Here is a 21,115-nt window from a genome sequence, read left to right as displayed (position 1 = left end):
CGCCACGAGGAGGCAGCGTGCGCAACCAGCTAGGACGCCGGGGCGGAACGGCCACGGCCCGGCCGAACTGGGCGGGGGAGCGCTTCGGTGCCTGGCTGGCCCGCCCGCTCGCGTCGTTCCACCTGGTGGTCACCATCGCCACCCTGCTGACCGTGCTCGGTCTGGTGATGGTGCTGTCCGCCTCGAGCGTCGAGGCCTACGCGGGCGGGGGCTCGGCGTACTCGCTGTTCATCCAGCAGGCCATGTTCGCCGGGCTCGGCGCGGTCGCCTTCTACATCGCGCTGCGGCTGCCGCTGCGACTGGTGCGGCAGTGGTCGTTCCCGATCTTCAGCATCTCGGTGCTCGCGCTGGTGCTGGTGCTCATCCCCGGTATCGGCTCGGTGCACGGCGGCGCGCGCCGCTGGTTCGACATCGGCCCGCTGTCGATCCAGCCGTCCGAGGTCGTCAAGGTGACGCTGGTGGTGTGGGGCGCGCATCTGCTGGCCTCGCGGCGCGGCGGCCAGCTCAAGGACATCCTGGTGCCGCTGGTGCCCGCCGGTCTGCTGGTGTGCCTGCTGGTCGTGCTGGAACCGAACCTGTCCACCACGATCGCGCTGGGCATCGTGCTGATGGCGCTGCTGTGGTTCGGCGGCCTGCCGGTGCGGCTGTTCGTGGGGATCATGGTGACCGGCCTGGTCGCCGCCTCCATCCTGGCGCTGTCGGCGGGCTACCGCTCCGACCGGGTGCGCGCCTTCTTCAACCCCGGCGACGACCCGCAGGGCGTGAACTACCAGGCCCGCCAGGCCAAATACTCCCTCGCCGACGGCGGCATCTGGGGCCGCGGCCTCGGGCAGAGCCGGGCCAAGTGGAGCTATCTGCCCAACTCGCACAACGACTTCATCTTCGCCATCATCGGCGAGGAGCTGGGCTTCCTCGGCTGCACCCTGGTGCTGGCGCTGTTCGCGCTGTTCGTCTACACCGGCATCCGGATCGCGCTGCGCTCGGTGGACCCGTTCCTGCGGCTGCTGACCGCGACCGCGACGGCGTGGATCACCGCGCAGGCGCTGATCAACACCGGCTATGTCGTCGGGCTGCTGCCGGTGACCGGCCTGCAGCTGCCGCTGGTCTCGGCCGGTGGCTCGTCGCTGGCGATCACGCTGTTCATGTTCGGCATCATCGCCAGCGCCGCCCGGCACGAACCGGAGGCGGTCTCGGCATTGCAGAACGGCCAGGACGGGCGGGTCAGCAGGCTGTTGCGGCTACCGATCCCGGAGGTGTACAGCCCGGTGCGTGCCGACGCGCCGCGCAAGGCCGCGCGCCCGAAAGCCGAACGCCCACGTCAGGCGCCGCGCCGCCCGGCGCCCGCGCAGCGACGGCGACGCGCACCGGAGAGCCGCGGCACGAGTTCGCTACGGTCGACCAGAGCATGGGAACCGACCTATCCGATGCCACACGCAAAAGAACGAGGTAAATCCAGGTGAGTAACCCGCGATCCGGGTTGTCGGTGATCGTCGCAGGCGGGGGCACCGCAGGCCACATCGAACCCGCGCTGGCCGTGGCCGATGCGCTGCGCAGGCTCGACGAGACGATCCGGGTGACCGCGCTGGGCACCGCACGCGGTCTCGAGACCACGCTCGTGCCCGAGCGCGGCTACCCGCTGGAGCTGATCCCGCCGGTGCCGTTGCCGCGCAAGCCCTCCGCCGATCTGCTGCGCCTGCCCGGACGGGTGCGTGCTTCGGTGCGTGCGACCAGGGCCGTCATCGACGAGGTGCAGGCCGACGTGATCATCGGTTTCGGCGGCTATGTCTCACTGCCCGCCTATCTGGCCGCGCGCGGTGGCCTGTTCGGGCGCGAGCGCAAGGTGCCGGTGATCGTGCACGAGGCCAACGCCAAGGCGGGCCTGGCCAACAAGGTGGGCGCCCGGGTGGCCACCCGGGTGCTGGCCGCGGTCCCGGACTCGGGACTGGCGCACGCCCAGGTGGTCGGCATCCCGGTGCGCGCGGCCATCACCGAGCTCGACCGGCCCGCGCTGCGGGCGCGGGCCCGCGAGAGTTTCGGCCTGCCCGCCGAGGGACCGGTGCTGCTGGTGTTCGGCGGCTCCCAGGGCGCGCGCAGCCTCAACGAGGCCGTCGCGGGCGCGGCGGACCAGCTGGCCGCCGCGGGGATCTCGGTGCTGCACGCGCACGGGCCCAAGAACTCCCTCGAGTTGAACACCGGTGACCCCGCCGCGCCCTATGTCGCGGTGCCGTACCTGTCCCGGATGGATCTGGCCTACGCCGCCGCCGACGCGGTGGTGTGCCGCTCGGGCGCGATGACCGTGGCCGAGGTGTCGGCGGTCGGGCTGCCCGCCTTCTACGTGCCGCTGCCGCACGGCAACGGCGAGCAGGAGTTCAACGCCCGCCCGGTGGTGGCCCAGGGTGGTGGCAGAATTGTTCCCGACGCCGAGCTGACCCCGAAATACGTGATCGATGAGGTGATTCCGCTGCTGCTCGACCCCGACCGTCTGGCCGAGATGAGCCGCGCCGCCGCCGGTGCGGGCCATCGCGACGCCGCCGACACGGTGGCCGGGATCGTCGTCGAGGCCGCCCGATGAGCGGCCCGGCCGAGATCGGCGAGGCCACCGGCGCGGCCCTGCCCGCCGAACTCGAACGCGTGCACATGGTCGGCATCGGCGGTGCCGGGATGTCGGGCATCGCGCGCATCCTGCTGGCGCGCGGTGGCGCGGTCTCGGGCAGCGACGCCAAGGAGAGCCGCGGCGTGCTGTCGCTGCGGGCCCGCGGCGCCCAGGTGCGCATCGGCCACGACGCCGACGCGCTGGACCTGCTGCCCGGCGGCCCGACCGTCGTGGTCACCACCTACGCCGCCATCCCGAAGACCAATCCCGAACTGGTCGAGGCCAATCGGCGCAAGATCCCGGTGCTGCTGCGCCCGACCGTGCTGGCCGCGCTGATGCGCGGGCACAAGACCCTGCTGGTCTCGGGCACCCACGGCAAGACCTCCACCACCTCGATGCTCATCGTCTCGCTGCAGCACTGCGGCGCCGACCCGTCCTTCGCGGTCGGCGGCGAGCTCAACGAGGCGGGCACCAACGCCCACCACGGCAGCGGCGACATCTTCGTGGCCGAGGCCGACGAGTCCGACGGCTCCCTGCTGCAATACGACCCGGACGTCGCGGTGGTCACCAATATCGAGTCCGACCACCTGGACTTCTTCGGCACCGACGAGGCCTACATCCAGGTCTTCGACGATTTCGCCGACCGGCTCGCCCCCGGCGGCCTGCTGGTGGTGTGCCTGGACGACCCCGGTTCGCTGGCCCTGGCCCACCGGGTCGCCCCGCGGCTGCGCGAGCGCGGCGTGGAGGTACTCGGCTACGGCTCGGGCGATCTCGGCGACGCCCCGGTGCCCGTGGGCGCGCGCCTGCTGGACTGGCAGCCGCGCGATGTCGGCGGCATCGTGGAATTCGAGCTGGCGGGCGAGAGCACCCCGCGCACGGTCCGGCTGGCGGTGCCGGGCAGGCACATGGCGCTCAACGCGCTGGCCGCGCTGCTGGCCGCCCGGGCCACCGGCGCCGACATCGACGAGATCGTGCAGGGCCTGGAGGGATTCGGCGGCGTGCACCGCCGCTTCCAGTTCACCGGCCGGGAGAACGGCGTGCGCGTCTTCGACGACTACGCCCACCATCCCACCGAGGTCCGCGCCGTGCTCGAGGCGGCCGCCCAGCTGGTCGCCCAGGAGGCCCGCGACGGCGCCCGCACCCGGCGCGGACAGGTGATCGTGGTGTTCCAGCCGCATCTCTACAGCCGCACCGCCACTTTCGCCGCCGAGTTCGGCACCGCGCTGAGCCTGGCCGACGAGGTCGTCGTACTCGATGTCTACGGTGCGCGCGAGGAGCCGCTGCCCGGTGTCAACGGCGCGCTGGTGGCCCAGGCGGTCACCGTGCCGGTGCACTACCAGCCGGATATGTCCAAGGTGGGCAAGCAGGTCGCCGGGCTGGCCCAGCCCGGGGACGTGGTGATCACCATGGGCGCCGGTGACGTCACCATGCTCGGCGTGCAGATCCTCGACGCCCTGCGGGCCCGGCCGCAGCAGGGCGGCCGGTGAGATTGCCGATGCCCGCCGCGCGCGGGTGGCGCGGCTACCGGCTCTGGACGGCGGCCGGGCTGGTCGTCGTCACGGCGCTGGTGCTGGTCGCCTGGTTCACTCCCGCGCTGTCGGTACGGACCGTGCGAATCGACGGTTTGTCCACGGTTTCCGAGGAAGAGGTCCGTTCTCGCCTCGAAATCCCCGACGGCCGTTCGATGTTGCGGATCGATACCAACGCGATCGCCCAGCGGGTCGCGGCTATCCCGAAGGTGCGTTCGGTCCGGGTGCAGCGCAAGTTCCCGTCCTCCGTACTGGTCACGGTGGTGGAGCGAACCCCGGTGGTGTACGTGGAATCTCCGGACGGCGCGCACCTGATCGACGCCGAGAGCGTCGAATTCGCGATCGAACCGCAGACGCCGATCGGCGTTCCGAAGTTGCTCACCGAGGGCTCGTTCACCGGTCCCGCGGCGACCCGGGCGGCGGTGGATGTGCTGGTCACGCTGCCGCCCGCGCTGTCGGTGCAGGTGGGTGAGGTTGTCGCACGGTCGATTTCGGATGTCTCGCTGAACCTGCGGGATGGTAGGAAGGTAGTGTGGGGCGGCACGGGCGACGGCGAGCGCAAAGCTGCCGTCGTGATGCCGCTGCTGACCCGTGAGGGGACCGTGTTCGACGTGTCGAGTCCGAATCTGGTCACGGTAAAGTGAGCGAAACGTCGGCGCGCCTGCGCCGGGATCGCAGTTGCTGCGAATAGCGTTCCGCAGCAGTCGGATACTTGACATAACGCCAACCCTATGGTTGAGGTTGAGGGTTTTTAGATCGAAGGAAGGCGAGAGCCCATGACGCCCCCGCACAACTACCTTGCCGTGATCAAGGTCGTCGGTATCGGCGGCGGCGGCGTGAACGCCGTCAACCGAATGATCGAACAGGGACTCAAGGGAGTCGAGTTCATCGCGGTCAACACCGACGCCCAAGCCCTGCTCATGAGTGATGCCGACGTCAAACTCGATGTCGGCCGCGAACTCACCCGCGGACTCGGCGCCGGTGCCGATCCCGAGGTGGGCCGCAAGGCCGCCGAAGACCACAAGGACGAGATCGAAGAGGTGCTCAAGGGCGCCGACATGGTCTTCGTGACCGCGGGCGAGGGCGGTGGCACCGGTACCGGTGGCGCACCCGTCGTCGCCAGCATCGCCCGGAAGCTGGGCGCGCTGACCATCGGTGTGGTCACCCGGCCGTTCTCCTTCGAGGGCAAGCGCCGTGGCAACCAGGCCGAGGTCGGCATCAACCTGCTCCGCGAATCCTGCGACACCCTCATCGTCATCCCGAACGACCGGCTGCTGCAGCTCGGCGACGCGGCGGTGAGCCTGATGGACGCGTTCCGTTCGGCGGATGAGGTGCTGCTCAACGGTGTTCAGGGCATCACCGACCTGATCACCACCCCGGGCCTGATCAACGTCGACTTCGCCGACGTGAAATCCGTGATGTCGGGCGCCGGTTCGGCGCTCATGGGCATTGGCTCGGCGCGCGGCGAGGGCCGCTCGGTCAAGGCCGCCGAGACGGCGATCAACTCGCCGCTGCTCGAGGCGTCGATGGACGGCGCGCACGGCGTGCTGCTCTCGATCGCGGGCGGCTCGGATCTGGGCCTGTTCGAGATCAACGAGGCCGCCTCGCTGGTGCAGGAAGCGGCACACATCGAGGCCAACATCATCTTCGGTACCGTCATCGACGATTCGCTGGGCGACGAGGTGCGCGTCACCGTCATCGCCGCGGGCTTCGACGGCGGCGGCCCGGCCCGGCGCAGTTTCGAGAACACCACGCCGACCGCCCGCACCGGCACCAACCCGATCGGCTCCGGCCGGGCGGGGGAGATCGGGCAGAGCAGGCCCACCGAGGCGCCGGTGCGGCCCACCGAGCCCGCGACCGCCGGGGTCTCCGGGGGCCGGGCGGCCGCGCCGAACTACCGCGACACCGAGCGGTACCGCGAGTCCGAGCGTCAGCGGGTCACCGAGGCCGCAATGAACCGGGTCAACAACCCCGATCAGCGCGACGACGGTGACGATGACGACGACATCGAGGTGCCGATCTTCATGCGCCGGTAGTCGTCCCCGGAACACCGGAAGGGCCCGAACTCCCTGGAGTTCGGGCCCTTCCGCGTGTGCGGGTGGCTCAGGCGACCGGGCCCATGCAGTAGGTGATCTTCGGCTCGTTGACCACCAGGAACTGGTCGGCCTCCGCGGTGCACAGGTTCTCGTCGACCTGGCCGTCGACGCGGGTGATCACCTTGAAGTCGGCGTCGGCGGCGGTGCACGGCACGTACTTGTAGCCGGTCATCATGCCCTCGTTGTAACAGTTGCCCTCCTTGAAGTTCGGGGCCAGGCACAGGAAGGCGAGGGTGCCCCCGCTGCCGTAGGTCTCCTCGTAGGAGGTGTAGTCCTCGTGGCACTCGACCTTCTGATCGTGGACCTGCACCACCTGGTAGACCGCGTTCTCGGCCGAGCAGGCCACCGGCTCGGTCTCGGAATCGACCACCGACGCCGAGATGACGTTGATGCAGTCACCGACCTTCGCGCGGGCGGTGTCGGACTTGCCCGCGTCCTTGGCCACCTCGGTGACCTTGTCCACCGCGGAGCAGCCCGCGGCACCGAGTGCCGTGACCGCGAGCAGTGCGAGCGCGAACCGCGAAACCATTCCCTTGCCGGTGAACGTCATGCGAACCTTCTTTCTGGAATACCTCACCGCGCCTCGGCGGCGAGCGGCCCCGATCACCCAACCGCACCCCCGGCGAGCGAGCATCCGGGAAACCACGGGATTATCCGACCTATGGTCCGGGTTAGGCTCTGTGCGCCGGGACAGCGGCGCGGCGGACGGAGGGCCATGATCGAGCGCGCTTTCGTGGGCCGCACCGCCGAACTCGCCGCCCTCACCACCACCTTCACCACCCCCGACGCCCCCTGGCTACTGCTGGTCGAGGGCCCCGCCGGAATCGGCAAGTCCCGCTTGATCGCCCACTTCGCGCACACCGCGCCGTGCCGCGTCATCGTGGTGACCGGCGCCGAAGACGCCCGCACCCAACCCCGCTACCTGGCCGACGACATCACCGACCAGCTCACCACCGCCGACCCCACCTTCGCGGCCGCAGAAGCCGCCGCCGACGCGGCCGCGAGGGTCTCCGCACCTGAGGAACCGCCCACCGACCCCGCGCGGTCGACGGTGCGCGATGCCGATGGCCGCGTTTCCGTCGTCGCCGTGATCGGGCGGACGGATGCCGACCCCGGGCGGTGGTTGCGGAGCGCGTTGGGCGAGGTCGAGACCTTGCTCGTCGTCGATGACGTGCAGTGGGCGGATTCGGAATCGGTGCGGGTGCTGGCGGATCTGATCCGGAAGCGGCCCGCGGGGTTGCGGGTGCTGCTCGGATGCCGGAGCGGGAGCTGTCCGGCGGCGATCTCCCGGTTGTGGGGGGCGCCGCGGGTGCGGGCGGTGCGGGTGCTCGTGCCGCCGTTCACGCAAGCCGATGTGGCGGGGCTGCTGCCGGAACAGGACGCGCGCAGGCGGGAACGGCTGCTGATCGCCTCGCGCGGCAATCCGCTGTACCTGTCGCTGCTGGCCGGTCTGTCCGAGCGGGCGCTGGAACGCGCGCTGAGCGGGGCGGATCCGGATCCGTCCGCGGACGACTACGCGGCGCTGGACCGGACGATCCGCGCCGAACTGGCCGAGCTGCCCGCCGTCGAACGGCTGGTCGCCCAGGCGGTCGCCGTCTGCGGTGTCCCGCCCGATCTCGAACTGGTGTGCGCGACCGCCGATCTGGGCACCGAGGTGGTGGTCGCGGGTCTCGACGGGCTGGTCACCCGGGGCGTGGCCGGGGTGAGCGACGGCGCCGTGGCCTTCACCCACCCGCTGGTCCGCACCGCCGCCTACCGGCTGGCCCCACCCGGCTGGCGGGCCATGGCCCACCGTCGCGCCGCCCTCACCCTGCGGGCGCGCGACGCCCCGATGCCCGCGCGCGCCCGCCATCTCGAACACGCCCTGCTCGGTGCCGACGAGCTCGCGGGTGCCGAACTACGTCTGGCCGCCGGCCAGGTCCTGGCCGACGCCCCCGAAGCGAGCGCGCGCTGGCTCGCCACCGCCCGGCGCCTCGCGCCCGCCGCCACCGATCCACTGGCCGACGCACTGGCCCTGGGCCGCGCGCTGCTGTTGTCCGGTGCCGCCGCGCGAGCGGGGGAGGAGCTCGCGCCGGTCGCCGAAACGACAGGCCCGCACCAGCTAGAGGCCCTGCTGCTGTCCGCCCGGTGCGCCCGCATGCTGGGCCGCGTCGACCAGGCCCGCGCACTACTCGGAACCGCCGCGTCGCTACCCCGCCGCCCCGGCGACGGCCCCGTCCAGCTCGAACTCGCCATCCTCGAAATGCAGGACCACCAGGACACGGAGGCCCGCACCCGCCTGGCCACCCTGTTCACCGCCCCCGCCCACACGGATCCCGCCGTCGCCGTCCCCGCCCACGCGGATCCCGCCGTCGCCGCCCCCGCCCACGCGGATCCGGCCGTCGCCGATCCGGCTGTCGTTGCGTCGGCCGTGAGTGCGGACCCGGCTGTTGTTTCTACGGCGAGCGTGGATCTGGCTGTCGTTGCGTCGGCCGTGAGTGCGGATCCGGTCGTTGTTTCTACGGCGAGCGTGGATCCGGCCCTCGTTCCCGCGACCGTGAGTGCGGATCGGGCCGTTGTCGCCGCGGTAACCGCGCTGCGCTGTCTGAGCCTGCTCGCCGATGCCCGCTTCGCCGAGGCCGGTCCCCACTACGACGGCTGTGCCGTGGCCTTCGCGGCTCTCGACGACGCGGGGCTGCGCGAGATCGTCCATGCCGTCCCCGCATTCGGCTGGTGCGCGTACTTCCTCGACCGCGACCAGGACGGCCTGCGCCTGCTCGACCGCGCCATCGCCGTGAGCCGCCGCTTCGGCCGCAGCTACGCCCTCGCCGAACTGCATACCGTGCGCGCCTACTCGCTGGCCAAACTCGGCCGCCTCACCGAATCCCTCGCCGCGGCCGACGACGCCACCGAATCCGCGACCACCTTCCACTACCCCGATCTGCTCGCCTTCGCGGGCGCCGTCAAACTCCGCACCCTCCAGCTCACCGCCCCCACCGACCTCACCACCGCCCACTGGCATACCGTCGCCGCCCTGCCCCGCCCCGCCGTCCGCTGGTGGCGCCGCGTCGTCGACAACATCCTCACCGACACCGCCCGCACCCTCGGCCTCCCCACCCCGCCGCCCCCCACCCCCGACCCCCACCCAGGCCCCCTCCAACCCACCCTCCTGGCCCGCGCCGCCCACACCGCCCTGTCCACCGGCGACCTCCCCACCGCCGCCGCCCTGATCACCCGAGCCGAACGAGCAGCAGGCATCCCACCGATCCCCGCCACCCACCCCGGACACTCCTTCCCGACGTCCGACGCGATCTCCATCGAGGCCGCGCCCGACAGCGCACATGGTGACGCGCGCGGCGGCCCAGCGGGTGATGCGCAGAACAGCGACGTCGGTGCCGCGCCCGGTAGTGAGGTCGGTGTCGCGCGCGGGAGCGAGGTCGGTGTGGCGCATGGCAGCGAGGTCGCCGACGCGCGTGGCGGCCTGGTCGGTGTCCCGTCGGGTAGCGAGGTCGGTGTCGCGCACGGGAGCGACGCCGGTGTCGCGCACGGCGGCCCGGTCGAGGCCGCGCCCGGGAGTCAGGTCGGGGCGGCGCTGCTGGCGCGGGCGGAGTACGAGGCCGCGGTCGGCGCGTGGGATTCGGCGGCCGCGGCGGCGACGGCGGCTGCCAGGGCGTTCGGCGCGGCGGGCATGGTCGTCCATGCCGCCCAGGCCGAACTCGTGGGCGGGATCAGCGCTGGGCGCCGGGGTGATTTCGGCGCGGCGACCGGCCGGTTCGCCGCCGCACGCGCGGTGTTCGCCGAGGCCGGAGCGCAGCGGCTGCTCGCCGAGACGATCACCGCCCAGCGCAGTCTGGCCGGACGGCAAAGACCCGGTACCGCCACCCTCACCCGTCGCGAACGCGAGGTCGCCGAGCTGGCCGCGCACGGTCACTCCAACAAGGACATCGCCGCCCATCTGTACCTGAGCCCGCGCACCGTCGAGGACCACCTCGGCCGCGTCCTGCGCAAACTCGGCCTCACCGGCCGCGCGGGCATCGCCCGCAAGCTCGCCGAACTCGACACACCGACCCCCATCGCCTGACCGCGGCCCCGGCCCAACCCTGGCCCAGTCTTGGCTCCGGCCTCAGCCCAGGCCCCGGCCCAACCACATTGTCTGCCCGAATGGGTCACCGGGGTCGTGTCGGTAGGTGGATCGGCGAAGCGGCGCCCGGCCTCGGTCGGCGGCCCACGCGGTGCGGGGCGACCGACCTCACCGGGCACCCCTACCCCCACCCGCACTACCCTCGACCGCATGACTTCCGCGCCTCCCACCGTGACCGTGCGCCGGGTGACCACCACCCGCGCCGGTGGCTTCTCCGTCGCCCCGTACGACTCGTTCAACCTGGGCGATCACGTCGGGGACGATCCGGAAGCCGTGCGCCGCAACCGGGTTCGCCTGGCCGAGGGCATCGGGCTCACCCCGGACCGGCTGGTGTGGATGGAGCAGGTGCACGGCCGCGCGGTGGAGATCGTCGACGGGCCGCGCGCCGAGCCGGTGCCGGTGACCGACGCGCTGGTCACCACCGTGCCGAACCTCGCGCTGGTGGTGCTCAGCGCCGACTGCGTGCCGATCCTGCTCTCCGACGACGAGGCGGGTGTGATCGCCGCCGTGCACGCGGGCCGGGTCGGCGCCCGCATCGGCATCGTGCCCCGGGTCCTGGACGCCATGGTCTCGGTGGGTGCCCGGGTCGAGCGGATCGGCGCCTTCCTCGGCCCGGCCGCCTCCGGCCGTCAGTACGAGGTGCCCGCCGCCATGCGCGCCGACGTCGAGGCCCACCTGCCGGGCAGCGCCACCACCACGGTCCGCAAGACTCCCGGCCTCGACCTGCGCGCGGGCATCCGCCGCCAGCTCACCGAGGCGGGCGTGGGCGGGGTGGCCGTCGACCCGCGCTGCACCATCGAGGACAAGACCCTGTTCAGCCACCGCCGCGGCGCCCCGACCGGCCGCATCGCCGGGGTGATCTGGATGGACCCGACGGCATGAGCGGTCAGCGACCGGAGGCGGACGCGCCGCGTGACCACGGCCGCCCGAGCACGCCGAACGGACTCGGCACGAGCGCGCCCGACCCGGCCCGGGTCGCCGAACTCTCGACCGCCCTGAACGGCCTGCTCACCCGGATCGACACCGCCGTCGCCGCCGCGGGCCGACCGGCCGGTTCGGTCCGCCTGCTCCCGGTGACGAAGTTCTTCCCGGCCGCCGACGTCGACATCCTCTACCACCTCGGCCGCCGCGAGTTCGGCGAGTCCCGCGAGCAGGAGGCCTCGGCCAAGGTCGACGCCCTGGCCTACGACGACGCCGAATGGCACATGATCGGCCGCTTGCAACGCAACAAGGCCCGCGCGGTCGCCCGCTGGGCGCACACCGTGCACTCGGTCGACAGCGAACGTCTGGCTAACGCGCTGGACCGGGCCGCGCAGGACGCGCTCGCCGCGGGCGAACGCGCAGAACCCCTGCGTGTGCTGCTACAGGTGAGCCTGGACGACGACCCCGGGCGCGGGGGTGTCGCGCCTGCCGATCTGCCCGCCCTCGCGGACCTGGTCGCGAAGGCGCCCGGCCTGCATCTGGCCGGTCTGATGGCGATTCCGCCCCTTGACGCGAACACTCATGCCTCCTTTGCGAAGCTTGCGACTTTGCACACTTCGCTGCTCGTCCAACACGCCGACGCCACCGAACTTTCTGCAGGTATGTCGGGTGATTTGGAGAAAGCGGTCGAACACGGTTCGACGTGTGTGCGTGTCGGTACCGCCTTGATGGGCGCCCGACCGATAACCTCGGCGTAGCAAAGAAACCTCATCAGTCACATTCGACACATACGATTGGGCCGACGAGGCGCTGAGCAAGAACTTCAACACCCGGCCGCCACCGGGGCCGAAGGAAGGTCGACCAGATGAGCACGCTGCACAAGTTCAAGGCGTACTTCGGCATGGTTCCGCTCGACGAGTACGAAGACGATTACGTCGACGATCACGCCCCCCGCGGCGCCGAGGAGCGCGCGGGCCGTCCCCGGCCGCGCGGCTACGACCGCTACGCCGAAGACCGGTACGTCCCCGACCGTTTCGAGGACGAGGCCGACGACTACCCGCAGCCGGCCTACAAGTCGGCCTACCAGGCGCGTCGCGACGATTATGTCGCCGACACCTACGCCGACGATCGCTACGACACGCCACGGCGCCCGACCAGGATCGATACGGCCCCGTCGTCGGGCCGCTCGTTCCGGGCCGGCGGTGTCGCACCCGGTATGCGCGGCTCCACTCGTGGTGCGCTCGCGGTCGATCCCGACGCCGAGGAGCGCAGGTTGGAGGAGCGCATGCGCCCCGAGCCTGCGCCCGCGCGGCGGCCTGGGATCTTCGAGGACGGAGGTCCCTTGTCCAAGATCACCACGCTGCGCCCGCGCGATTACAGCGAGGCCAGGATCATCGGTGAGCGATTCCGCGAGGGCAACCCGGTCATCATGGACCTGGTCGACCTGAGCAACGCCGATGCCAAACGGCTGGTCGATTTCGCCGCCGGACTCGCTTTCGCGTTGCGCGGGTCCTTCGACAAGGTGGCGACGAAGGTGTTCCTGCTCTCACCGGCCGATGTCGACGTATCGGCGGAAGAGCGGCGCCGGATCGCCGAAAACGGCTTCTACAACCAGAAATAGGGACGGTCTCCGTCACCGGCTGATGGCCGCCCGCGCCCCGCGCGGCGCGGCCATTTTGCACAGTGCCGTTTTTGCGGCAGAGTGAAGACGTGGCCCTGTTCGCGGTTCTGTACCTCGTGCTTTTCGTCTTCTGGCTGTTGTTGATCAGCCGGGTGATCGTCGAGTTCATTCGCAGTTTCGCGCGTGACTGGCGCCCGACCGGTGTGGTGGTGATCCTCCTGGAGGTCATCTTCACGGTGACCGATCCTCCGGTGAAACTCCTGAGGCGGTTGATACCTCCTGTGAATCTCGGGGGTATCCGGCTCGATCTGTCGATTATGGTCTTGCTCTTCCTGGTGTTCATCCTGATGTCCATCGTGGGTAGGCTCGGGCAGCCCGTGACCTCCGTGTGACATACTGAATCGAGAAGACCGCTTGCTAGTTCTCCAAAAGACGCGTGAAGGGATCCTTCGATGCCGCTGACTCCCGCCGATGTGCATAACGTCGCGTTCAGCAAACCGCCGATCGGTAAGCGCGGCTACAACGAGGACGAGGTCGATGCCTTCCTGGATCTCGTCGAGCAGGAGCTCTCGCGCCTGATCGAGGAGAACGCGGACCTGCGTCAGCGGGTCGCCGAACTCGACACCGAGCTGGCCGACGCGAAGAAGAATCGTGGTCCGGCCCCGGTCGCCGCCGTGAAGGCCCCGGTCCAGCAGGCGCCGCCGCCCGCGCCGGAACCGATTCCGGCCCCCGCGCCCGCCCCGCCGCCCGCGCCCATGCCGGTCGCCGCGCCCGCCGCCGCGGGCCCCGACGCGAACATGCAGGCCGCTAAGGTGCTCACCCTGGCGCAGGAGATGGCCGACCGCCTCACCACCGACGCCAAGACCGAGGCCGAGGGACTGCTCTCGAACGCGCGGGCAAACTCGGAGCGACTGGTCGGTGACGCCCGCACCCGCTCGGAGGCGATGATCTCCGACGCGCGCCAGAAGTCCGACGCGATGCTGGCCGACGCGCAGAACCGCTCGGACACCCAGATCCGCCAGGCCAAGGACAAGGCCGAGGCGCTCACCGCCGACGCCGAGCGTCAGCACGCCGAGATCATGGCCACCATCACCCAGCAGCGCACGGTGCTGGAGAGCCGCATCGAGCAGCTCAAGACCTTCGAGCGCGAGTACCGCGTGCGCCTGAAGTCCTACCTGGAATCGCAGCTGGAGGAGCTGGAGAACCGTGGTTCGGCCGTCCCGGTCGACGGTGGCGAATTCGCCGGCGAAACCAACGGTTCGGCCAACACTCTCGCTCCGGCCTCCTTCGCCAAGGGCGCCAAGTAAACTGGACCCGGGTCGCGCGGCAGCACACGCCGCGTGATCCGGGAACGCCCAGTTATCGTCGGGCTGCTCGGTTGGCTTGGGAGTCAGCATGCTCGTCTTGACGCTTGTCCTCGCGGCGATCGGTTTCGGTCTGCTCGTCGCCGCGCTCGCCACCGGGTCGGTGCTGTGGGCGTGGGGATGCATCCTGATCTGTCTCGTCGGCGCCGCCACCCTGCTGGTGAGCGCGCTGGCCACCCGAAAACCCGAGAGCGAGCCCGTGCCGCCCGGTCGCCACGCCCGGCGGGACTGACCAGGGCGCGGAATAAACCGCTGGACGGGCCTGGTTAGAATCGAATCACCACACGGCGCTGATCCGGCCATCACCGGGGAGTCTTCGGAAGAACGGCGTTCGCGCTCAGTAGAACCGAACGGGAGAGCCCGGCACAGCTCGCAACGAGAGGCGCGTTCCCCCGTGGAGCGCGCAAGCGGGGTGGTACCGCGGTCTCGGCGCACCGGCGCCGACATCGTCCCCGTGCCCACGCACGCGCCGACGGCGCGACGGCACGAGGAGTACTTCCGCGATGGCGGACGAGACAACCACCGGCGGCGCGTACCCCCGGGTCGATTTCGGCGCGAAGTCCGGTGCGACATTCCCGGAACTCGAACAGCAGGTTCTCGCCTACTGGGCCGACGACGACACCTTCCAGGCCAGCCTGGCCAACCGCGCAGACGCCGACGAATTCGTCTTCTACGACGGCCCCCCCTTCGCCAACGGCCTGCCGCACTACGGCCACCTGCTCACCGGCTACGTCAAGGACCTGATCCCGCGCTTCCAGACCATGCGCGGCAAGCTGGTCGACCGCCGCTTCGGCTGGGACACCCACGGCCTGCCCGCCGAGATCGAGGCCGAGAAGCAGCTCGGCATCACCGACAAGTCGCAGATCGACGCGATGGGGCTGGCCGAGTTCAACGCCGCCTGTAAGGCCTCGGTGCTGCGCTACACCGGCGAGTGGCGCGACTACGTCACCCGCCAGGCGCGCTGGGTGGACTTCGACAACGACTACAAGACCCTCGACCTGGACTTCATGGAGTCGGTCATGTGGGCCTTCAAGACGCTCTACGACAAGGGCCTGGTCTACCAGGGCTTCCGGGTGCTGCCCTACAGCTGGTACGAGCAGACGCCGCTGTCGAACCAGGAGGCGCGCCTCGACGACGCCTACCGCATGCGCCAGGACCCGGCCGTCACCGTGGACATGCTGCTCGGCGTGGACGCCGACCACCCGCTCGCGGCCCTCGACGGCGCCAACGCGCTGATCTGGACCACCACGCCGTGGACGCTGCCGTCCAACCTGGCGATCGCGGTGCACCCCGACGTGCGCTATGTGCACCTGCGCGGCGCCGACGGCAAGCGCTATGTGCTCGCCGCCGAGCGGGTCTCGCACTACGCCCGCGAGTTCGGCGAGGAACCGGAGGTGCTCGGCGAGTACGACGGCGCCGCGCTGGCCGGGCTGTCCTACCGTCCGCCGTTCGACTTCTTCCTCGGCCACCCGAACGCGCACCGCGTGCTCACCGCCGACTACGTCACCACCGATTCCGGCACCGGCATCGTCCACCTCGCCCCGGCCTTCGGTGAAGAGGACATGGATGTCGCCACGGCCAACGGCATCGAGATCGTGCAGCCGCTGGACCCGGCGGGCAAGTTCACCTCGATGGTGCCGCCGTACGAGGGCCTGATGGTCTTCGACGCCAACCCGGTGATCATCAAGGATCTCAAGGCCGCCGGAAAGCTGTTGCGGCACGAGACGATCGAGCACTCCTACCCGCACAGCTGGCGCTCGGGCCAGCCGCTGATCTACATGGCGGTGCCGTCCTGGTTCGTCGCGGTGACCACGTTCCGCGACCGGATGGTCGAGCTCAACAAGCAGATCACCTGGGAGCCCGAGCACATCCGCGACGGCCAGTTCGGCAAGTGGCTGGAGAACGCGCGCGACTGGAACATCAGCCGCAACCGCTACTGGGGCGCGCCGATCCCGGTGTGGGTGTCCGACGATCCCGCGTACCCGCGCGTGGACGTCTACGGCTCGCTCGACCAGCTCGAGCAGGACTTCGGCGTGCGCCCGACCGACCTGCACCGGCCGGTCATCGACGACCTGGTGCGCCCGAACCCGGACGACCCCACCGGCAAGTCCATGATGCGCCGCGTGCCGGAGGTGCTGGACTGCTGGTTCGAGTCCGGGTCGATGCCCTATGCCCAGGTGCACTACCCGTTCGAGAACAAGGAATGGTTCGAGGGCACCGCGGACGCGGCTCCGCACAGCCCCGGCGATTTCATCGTCGAGTACAACGGCCAGACCCGCGGCTGGTTCTACAACCTGCACGTGCTGTCCACCGCGCTGTTCGACCGGCCCGCGTTCAAGTCGGTGATCGCGCACGGCATCGTGCTCGGTGACGACGGCCTGAAGATGAGCAAGTCCAAGGGCAACTACCCCGACGTCAACCAGGTCTTCGACCGCGACGGCTCCGATGCCATGCGGTGGTTCCTGATGGCCTCGCCGGTGCTGCGCGGCGGCAACCTCATCGTCACCGAGCGCGGCATCCGCGAGGGGGTCAGCCACGCGCTGCGCCCGCTGTGGAACGCGTGGACCTTCCTGCAGCTCTACGCCTCCAAGCCCGGCGTGTGGCGCACGGACTCGCCGAATGTGCTCGATCGCTACATCCTGGCCAAGCTCGCGGTGACCCGCGATGTGATGACCGAGGCGCTCGAGTCCTACGACATCGCCGGTGCCGCCGAGGAACTGCGGGCTTTCGCCGACGCGCTCACCAATTGGTATGTGCGCCGGTCGCGTTCGCGGTTCTGGTCCGAGGACCGCGACGCGGTGGACACGCTGCACACGGTGCTCGAGGTGGTCACCCGGCTGGCGGCGCCGCTGCTGCCGCTGATCAGCGAGGTGATCTGGCGTGGGCTCACCGGCGAGCGCTCGGTGCACCTGGCCGACTGGCCCGCCGAGGGGGAGCTGCCGCACGACGCCGAGCTGGTCGACTCGATGGACGAGGTGCGCACGGTCTGCTCGACGGTGCTGAGCCTGCGCAAGGCCAAGAACCTGCGGGTGCGGCTGCCGCTGGCCGAGACCACCATCGCGGCCTCCGACGCGGCCCGGCTGGCGCCGTTCGCCGAGCTGATCGCCGACGAGGTGAACGTCAAGAAGGTCGACCTGACCACCGATGTGGACGCGCACGGCCGCTTCGAACTGGTCGTCAACGCGCGCGCCGCGGGTCCGCGCCTGGGCAAGCAGGTGCAGACGGTGATCAAGGCGGTCAAGGCCGGGGAGTGGACCGAGTCCGCCGACGGTGTGGTCAGCGCGGCCGGGATCACCCTGCTGCCCGAGGAGTACACCCAGCGCCTGGTCGCGGCCGAGCCCGAGTCCACCGCCGCCCTGCCCGGCAATGCCGGTCTGGTGGTGCTGAACTCGGCGGTCACCGAGGAGCTGGAGGCCGAGGGCTGGGCCCGCGACCTCATCCGCGATCTGCAGGAGACCCGCAAGGCCCGCGGCCTCGAGGTCTCCGACCGGATCTCGGTGCTGCTCGAGGTCCCGGCCGAGCGCCTGGCCTGGGCGCAGACGCATCGCGACCTGATCGCGGGCGAGATCCTGGCCACCAGCCTGGAGTTCGGCACCGCGAGCGGCGCGGCGGCCGAGCTGATCGGCGGCGTCCGCGCCGACGTCACCAAGGCCTGACCGCTCGGGTCGAGCGCCCCCACGTCGTGCGCGGCGTGGGGGCGCTGTCGTTTCCGCCGCGGCTCGCGGGCGGTGCTGGGAGTTTGCTGATGTAGCTGACAGCGGCGAGTTCATCGCGCAGAATCGTCAGCGTTACTGCTGATGCGCATGGAACCCGCTGAGGCGGCAGTGACTGTTCGTGACGATTGTCCTGTGAAAACGGTGCCGCGCCGAGGGTAGCGACACGCTCGGCGCGACACCGGTACATGTGGGTGGCTCACCCGATGCGCCAGGCGATGCCCCCCGGTAACCGGAAGGGCTCCCTGTGCGACGAAAAGTCCTGCGACGGTTGGCTTTCGGCTTCGTGGCCACCCTCGTCACCACCCTCGTCCTCGCCGGGCCCGCCTGGTCGCAGACCGGCAGTTCCTCGGGTTCGGGCGAATCCGGCTCCTCCACCGGCAGCTCCAGCGGGTCGGGCATGATCCCGTTCCCCAGCGCCACCGGGATCGGCGCGCTCACCGCCGCCGCCACCCAGATCGGCAAGCCCTACGAGTGGGGTGCCATGGGCCCGCACTCCTGGGACTGCTCGGCGCTGGTGCAGTGGGCCTTCCGCCAGGTCGGCGTCATCCTGCCGCGCACCACCTGGGAGCAGGCGAAGGTGGGCCTGCCGGTGACCTACGGCGGGCTGGCACCCGGTGACGTCGTCATCCTCAACGGCGACGGCTCGCACGTCGGCATCTACGCGGGGATGGGCCAGATCCTCGACGCCCACGATTGGGGCGTCCCGGTCGGCCTGCATCCCCTGCGCGAATTCGACATCTTCGCCATCAGGCGTTTCTAATCCACCAGCTGGCGCAGCAGCGGCCCGTACTCGGGATGGGCCAGCGCCGAGGCGAACTGGGCGACCAGGTAGTCGGCCGGGTTGCCGGTGTCGTACCAGCGGCCCTGGATCACCTGGCCGTACACCGCGTGGTTGGCGGCGTAGTTGTTGATCGCGTCGGTGAGGTAGACCTCGCCGGTCTGGTGGGTGTACCAGTCGTCGGTCTGCTTCTGCAGCTCCTCGATGATGCCCGGGGTCACCACATAGCCGCCGATCGCGGCGAACGCCGAGGGGGCGTCCTCCGGCTTGGGCTTCTCCATCAGGCCGGAGATGCGCAGCAGCCCGTCGTCGAGGTCCTCGCGGACCACCGGCACCCCGTAGCGCTGCGATTCGCCCGGTTCCATCGGCAGCAGCGCGAGCACCGGGCAGCCGGTGGACTCGTAGGCGGTGATGAGCTGCTGGGCGCGCGGCACCTCGGCGACGAACACGTCGTCGGGCCACAGCACCAGCATCGGCTCGTCGCCGAGGTGGCGGGCGGCATTGAGCACCGGGGTGCCGTTGCCGTACGGGCCGTGCTGGTCCAGATAGGTGATGTGCCCGGCGCGGGAGAGCTCGCCGACCTCCTCCACCGCGTCGGCGAAGGCGGCCTTGCCGTCGGCGCGCAGCTGCGCGACCAGCGCCGGGTTCGGCCGGAAGTGGTCCTGGATCAGCGACTTGCCGCCGCTGACCACGATGGTGATGTCGGTGATGCCCGAGGAGACCAGCTCGCGGACGGTGTGCTCGATGACCGGCTTGTCGCCGACCGGCAGCATCTCCTTGGGCGTCGCCTTGGTCAGCGGAAGCAGCCGGGAGCCGATTCCCGCCGCCGGAATGACAGCCTTGCGGATCTTCATCCCCCGATCATCACACACCCGCCTGTGTCCTGGCTGTGGCATCGCTGTCAACCGGACTGGAGTACCTTGTCGGTCCCGCCGCGTAGATTGCGGCTGGTGAGCAGCGCAGCCAGATCCGATGCCGGGGTCACCGGCCGACGCTGGGTGCTGCACATCGACATGGACGCCTTCTTCGCCTCGGCCGAGCAGCTCACCCGGCCCACCCTGCGCGGCAGACCGGTGCTGGTCGGTGGCGCCGGTCAGCGCGGAGTCGTGGCCGGGGCCAGCTACGAGGCGCGCGGGTACGGCGCCCGCTCGGCCATGCCCATGCATCAGGCGCGGCGGCTCGTCGGGGTCTCGGCGGTGGTCATCCCGCCGCGCGGGGCGGTGTACTCGGTGCTGAGCGGGCAGGTGTTCGACACGCTGCGCGGACGGATCCCGGTACTGGAGACGCTGTCGTTCGACGAGGCCTTCGGCGAACCCGCCGAACTGGCCGGGGCCACCGTGGCCGAGGTCGAGCGGTACTGCGCGGAGCTGCGGGCGCTGGTGCGCGAGCGCACCGGGCTCACCGCCTCGATCGGCGCGGGCACCGGCAAGCAGCTCGCCAAGATCGGCTCCGGCCTGGCCAAACCGGATGGGATGCGGGTCATCTCGCCCGCCGAACAGAGCGCGCTGTTGGCCGCGCTGCCGGTGCGCAAGCTGTGGGGGATCGGCCCGGTCGCCGAGAGCAGACTGCGGGGGCTGGGGATCGAGACCGTCGGCGCGTTCGCGGCGCTGCCGGAATCGGAAGCGGCCTCGATCCTGGGCGGCAGCGTCGGGGCGGCGCTGCACCGCCTGGCCAGGGGCGTCGACGACCGGCCGGTGGCCGAACGCGCCGAGGCCAAGCAGATCAGCGCCGAGAACACCTACGAGCGCGACATCGTCACCCTGCCCGAGCTGCGCGTCGCCGTCACCGCGATGGCCGCCGCCGCGCACCGCAGGCTCGCGCGCGACGGCCGGGCCGCGCGCACGGTGGTGCTCAAGCTCAAGAAGTCCGATATGGGCATCGTGACCAGGTCGTTCACCCTGCCCTACGCCACCGCCGACCTGGCCACGCTCACCGCGGCCGCGCAGCGCTCGGCCATCGATCCCACCGAGCTGGGCCCGATTCGGCTGGTCGGGGTCGGCTACGGCGGCCTATCGCTGGTGCGCCAGGAATCGCTGTTCCCCGAGCTCGATCAGGCGGTGCCCGAGGATCCCGGCGTCGTGGCCGAGCCGCCCCCGCCCGCCCCGGAACCGGACGAACCGCGGAATCCGCCCGCCGGGCAGTGGTTTCCGGGCATGGATGTGCGGCACCCGGAATTCGGGCACGGGTGGGTGCAGGGCGCGGGCTACGGCGTGGTGACGGTACGGTTCGAGACGAGCTCGACAGGTCCGGGCCCCGCGCGGACCTTTCCAGCCGACGACACCGGGCTGTCCCGGGCGGATCCGCTCGACAGCCTCGCCTGAGGAGTAGCCTCGGCTACCGCGATGGAATCTCTGCCACCTCGAACGCAAAGGACGAG

At 70.8% G+C, this 21,115-nt stretch carries 17 protein-coding genes; 15 read left to right on the top strand and 2 right to left on the bottom strand.

Translation table 11 applies throughout. From position 1 onward, the window contains the following. Positions 1–17: 17 nt before the first annotated feature. The 5 genes from ftsW to ftsZ all read left to right on the top strand — a co-directional run bounded on the left by ftsW (position 18) and on the right by ftsZ (position 6,158). Complete coding sequence (gene ftsW / locus WA675_RS19120) at positions 18–1,460, top strand: putative lipid II flippase FtsW (protein WP_442945671.1); 1,443 nt, start codon at positions 18–20, stop codon at positions 1,458–1,460. Continuing rightward, the gene (gene murG / locus WA675_RS19115) at positions 1,457–2,572 is read left to right on the top strand and encodes an undecaprenyldiphospho-muramoylpentapeptide beta-N-acetylglucosaminyltransferase (protein WP_336085998.1); all 1,116 of its coding nucleotides are present in this window, start codon (positions 1,457–1,459) and stop codon (positions 2,570–2,572) included. Before ftsW ends, murG begins: the two co-directional genes overlap by 4 nt. Next, complete coding sequence (gene murC / locus WA675_RS19110; protein WP_336085997.1) at positions 2,569–4,080, top strand: UDP-N-acetylmuramate--L-alanine ligase; 1,512 nt, start codon at positions 2,569–2,571, stop codon at positions 4,078–4,080. The genes murG and murC overlap by 4 nt, the downstream gene beginning before the upstream one ends. Before the next feature lie 8 nt (positions 4,081–4,088). Beyond that, positions 4,089–4,766 carry a cell division protein FtsQ/DivIB gene (locus WA675_RS19105; protein ID WP_336085996.1) on the top strand — a complete coding sequence of 226 codons (678 nt, stop codon included), beginning with the start codon at positions 4,089–4,091 and terminating at the stop codon, positions 4,764–4,766. 132 nt (positions 4,767–4,898) lie between these two features. Continuing rightward, positions 4,899–6,158, top strand: a complete 1,260-nt coding sequence (gene ftsZ, locus WA675_RS19100) for a cell division protein FtsZ (RefSeq protein WP_336085994.1) — start codon at positions 4,899–4,901, stop codon at positions 6,156–6,158. Between the two features lie 67 nt (positions 6,159–6,225). Here ftsZ and WA675_RS19095 read toward each other — a convergent pair whose 3' ends face one another. Then, a complete protein-coding gene (locus WA675_RS19095; protein WP_336085992.1) occupies positions 6,226–6,768 on the bottom strand; it encodes an LppU/SCO3897 family protein in 543 nt (180 codons plus the stop codon). 165 nt (positions 6,769–6,933) lie between these two features. Here WA675_RS19095 and WA675_RS19090 point away from each other — a divergent pair, with 165 nt between their 5' ends. From WA675_RS19090 to WA675_RS19050, 9 genes are all read left to right on the top strand, one after another. Then, on the top strand, positions 6,934–10,278 hold the full coding sequence (locus WA675_RS19090; RefSeq protein ID WP_336085990.1) for an AAA family ATPase: 3,345 nt from the start codon (positions 6,934–6,936) through the stop codon (positions 10,276–10,278). Between the two features lie 210 nt (positions 10,279–10,488). Then, the gene (gene pgeF / locus WA675_RS19085; protein WP_336085988.1) at positions 10,489–11,220 is read left to right on the top strand and encodes a peptidoglycan editing factor PgeF; all 732 of its coding nucleotides are present in this window, start codon (positions 10,489–10,491) and stop codon (positions 11,218–11,220) included. Beyond that, positions 11,217–12,017, top strand: coding sequence for a YggS family pyridoxal phosphate-dependent enzyme (locus tag WA675_RS19080; protein WP_336085986.1), 801 nt, complete (start codon positions 11,217–11,219; stop codon positions 12,015–12,017). The genes pgeF and WA675_RS19080 overlap by 4 nt, the downstream gene beginning before the upstream one ends. Before the next feature lie 107 nt (positions 12,018–12,124). Next, positions 12,125–12,880, top strand: coding sequence for a cell division protein SepF (locus WA675_RS19075; RefSeq protein ID WP_336085984.1), 756 nt, complete (start codon positions 12,125–12,127; stop codon positions 12,878–12,880). Positions 12,881–12,969: 89 nt separating this feature from the next. Further along, positions 12,970–13,272, top strand: coding sequence for a YggT family protein (locus WA675_RS19070; RefSeq protein WP_336085983.1), 303 nt, complete (start codon positions 12,970–12,972; stop codon positions 13,270–13,272). Between the two features lie 60 nt (positions 13,273–13,332). Beyond that, the gene (wag31, locus tag WA675_RS19065) at positions 13,333–14,187 is read left to right on the top strand and encodes a DivIVA-like cell division protein Wag31 (protein ID WP_336085981.1); all 855 of its coding nucleotides are present in this window, start codon (positions 13,333–13,335) and stop codon (positions 14,185–14,187) included. Between the two features lie 88 nt (positions 14,188–14,275). Next, positions 14,276–14,476: a hypothetical protein gene (locus WA675_RS19060; RefSeq protein ID WP_336085980.1), complete on the top strand. Its 201-nt coding sequence runs from the start codon at positions 14,276–14,278 to the stop codon at positions 14,474–14,476. Positions 14,477–14,747: 271 nt separating this feature from the next. Beyond that, positions 14,748–17,900, top strand: a complete 3,153-nt coding sequence (gene ileS, locus WA675_RS19055; RefSeq protein ID WP_336085979.1) for an isoleucine--tRNA ligase — start codon at positions 14,748–14,750, stop codon at positions 17,898–17,900. Positions 17,901–18,204: 304 nt separating this feature from the next. After that, positions 18,205–18,720 (top strand): NlpC/P60 family protein, encoded by a 516-nt coding sequence (locus WA675_RS19050; RefSeq protein ID WP_336085978.1) that lies wholly within the window; start codon positions 18,205–18,207, stop codon positions 18,718–18,720. Here the strand turns inward: WA675_RS19050 and WA675_RS19045 are convergent. Further along, complete coding sequence (locus WA675_RS19045; protein ID WP_336085976.1) at positions 18,717–19,592, bottom strand: UTP--glucose-1-phosphate uridylyltransferase; 876 nt, start codon at positions 19,590–19,592, stop codon at positions 18,717–18,719. The genes WA675_RS19050 and WA675_RS19045 overlap by 4 nt on opposite strands. 159 nt (positions 19,593–19,751) lie before the next feature. On the opposite strand from WA675_RS19045, the gene WA675_RS19040 reads away from it, so the two are divergent. After that, entirely contained in the window at positions 19,752–21,059 is a 1,308-nt protein-coding gene (locus WA675_RS19040; RefSeq protein WP_442945677.1) for a DNA polymerase IV, read from the top strand. Positions 21,060–21,115: the final 56 nt, after the last annotated feature.

The sequence above is a fragment of the Nocardia sp. SSK8 genome (assembly GCF_037034205.1).
Lineage (GTDB): Bacteria > Actinomycetota > Actinomycetes > Mycobacteriales > Mycobacteriaceae > Nocardia.
Note: the sequence above shows the minus strand (reverse complement) of the source record. Positions and strands in the feature narration are given on the sequence as shown.

Bases quoted from the DNA above. Each gene is read 5' to 3' on its own strand.
- wag31 (WP_336085981.1), top strand. From the start codon at position 13,333: ATGCCGCTGACTCCCGCCGATGTGCATAACGTCGCGTTCAGCAAACCG.
- WA675_RS19090 (WP_336085990.1), top strand. From the start codon at position 6,934: ATGATCGAGCGCGCTTTCGTGGGCCGCACCGCCGAACTCGCCGCCCTC.
- WA675_RS19095 (WP_336085992.1), bottom strand. From the start codon at position 6,768: ATGACGTTCACCGGCAAGGGAATGGTTTCGCGGTTCGCGCTCGCACTG.
- WA675_RS19040 (WP_442945677.1), top strand. From the start codon at position 19,752: ATGGACGCCTTCTTCGCCTCGGCCGAGCAGCTCACCCGGCCCACCCTG.
- WA675_RS19105 (WP_336085996.1), top strand. From the start codon at position 4,089: ATGCCCGCCGCGCGCGGGTGGCGCGGCTACCGGCTCTGGACGGCGGCC.
- WA675_RS19080 (WP_336085986.1), top strand. From the start codon at position 11,217: ATGAGCGGTCAGCGACCGGAGGCGGACGCGCCGCGTGACCACGGCCGC.
- pgeF (WP_336085988.1), top strand. From the start codon at position 10,489: ATGACTTCCGCGCCTCCCACCGTGACCGTGCGCCGGGTGACCACCACC.
- murC (WP_336085997.1), top strand. From the start codon at position 2,569: ATGAGCGGCCCGGCCGAGATCGGCGAGGCCACCGGCGCGGCCCTGCCC.
- ftsZ (WP_336085994.1), top strand. From the start codon at position 4,899: ATGACGCCCCCGCACAACTACCTTGCCGTGATCAAGGTCGTCGGTATC.
- WA675_RS19075 (WP_336085984.1), top strand. From the start codon at position 12,125: ATGAGCACGCTGCACAAGTTCAAGGCGTACTTCGGCATGGTTCCGCTC.
- WA675_RS19060 (WP_336085980.1), top strand. From the start codon at position 14,276: ATGCTCGTCTTGACGCTTGTCCTCGCGGCGATCGGTTTCGGTCTGCTC.
- ileS (WP_336085979.1), top strand. From the start codon at position 14,748: ATGGCGGACGAGACAACCACCGGCGGCGCGTACCCCCGGGTCGATTTC.
- WA675_RS19045 (WP_336085976.1), bottom strand. From the start codon at position 19,592: ATGAAGATCCGCAAGGCTGTCATTCCGGCGGCGGGAATCGGCTCCCGG.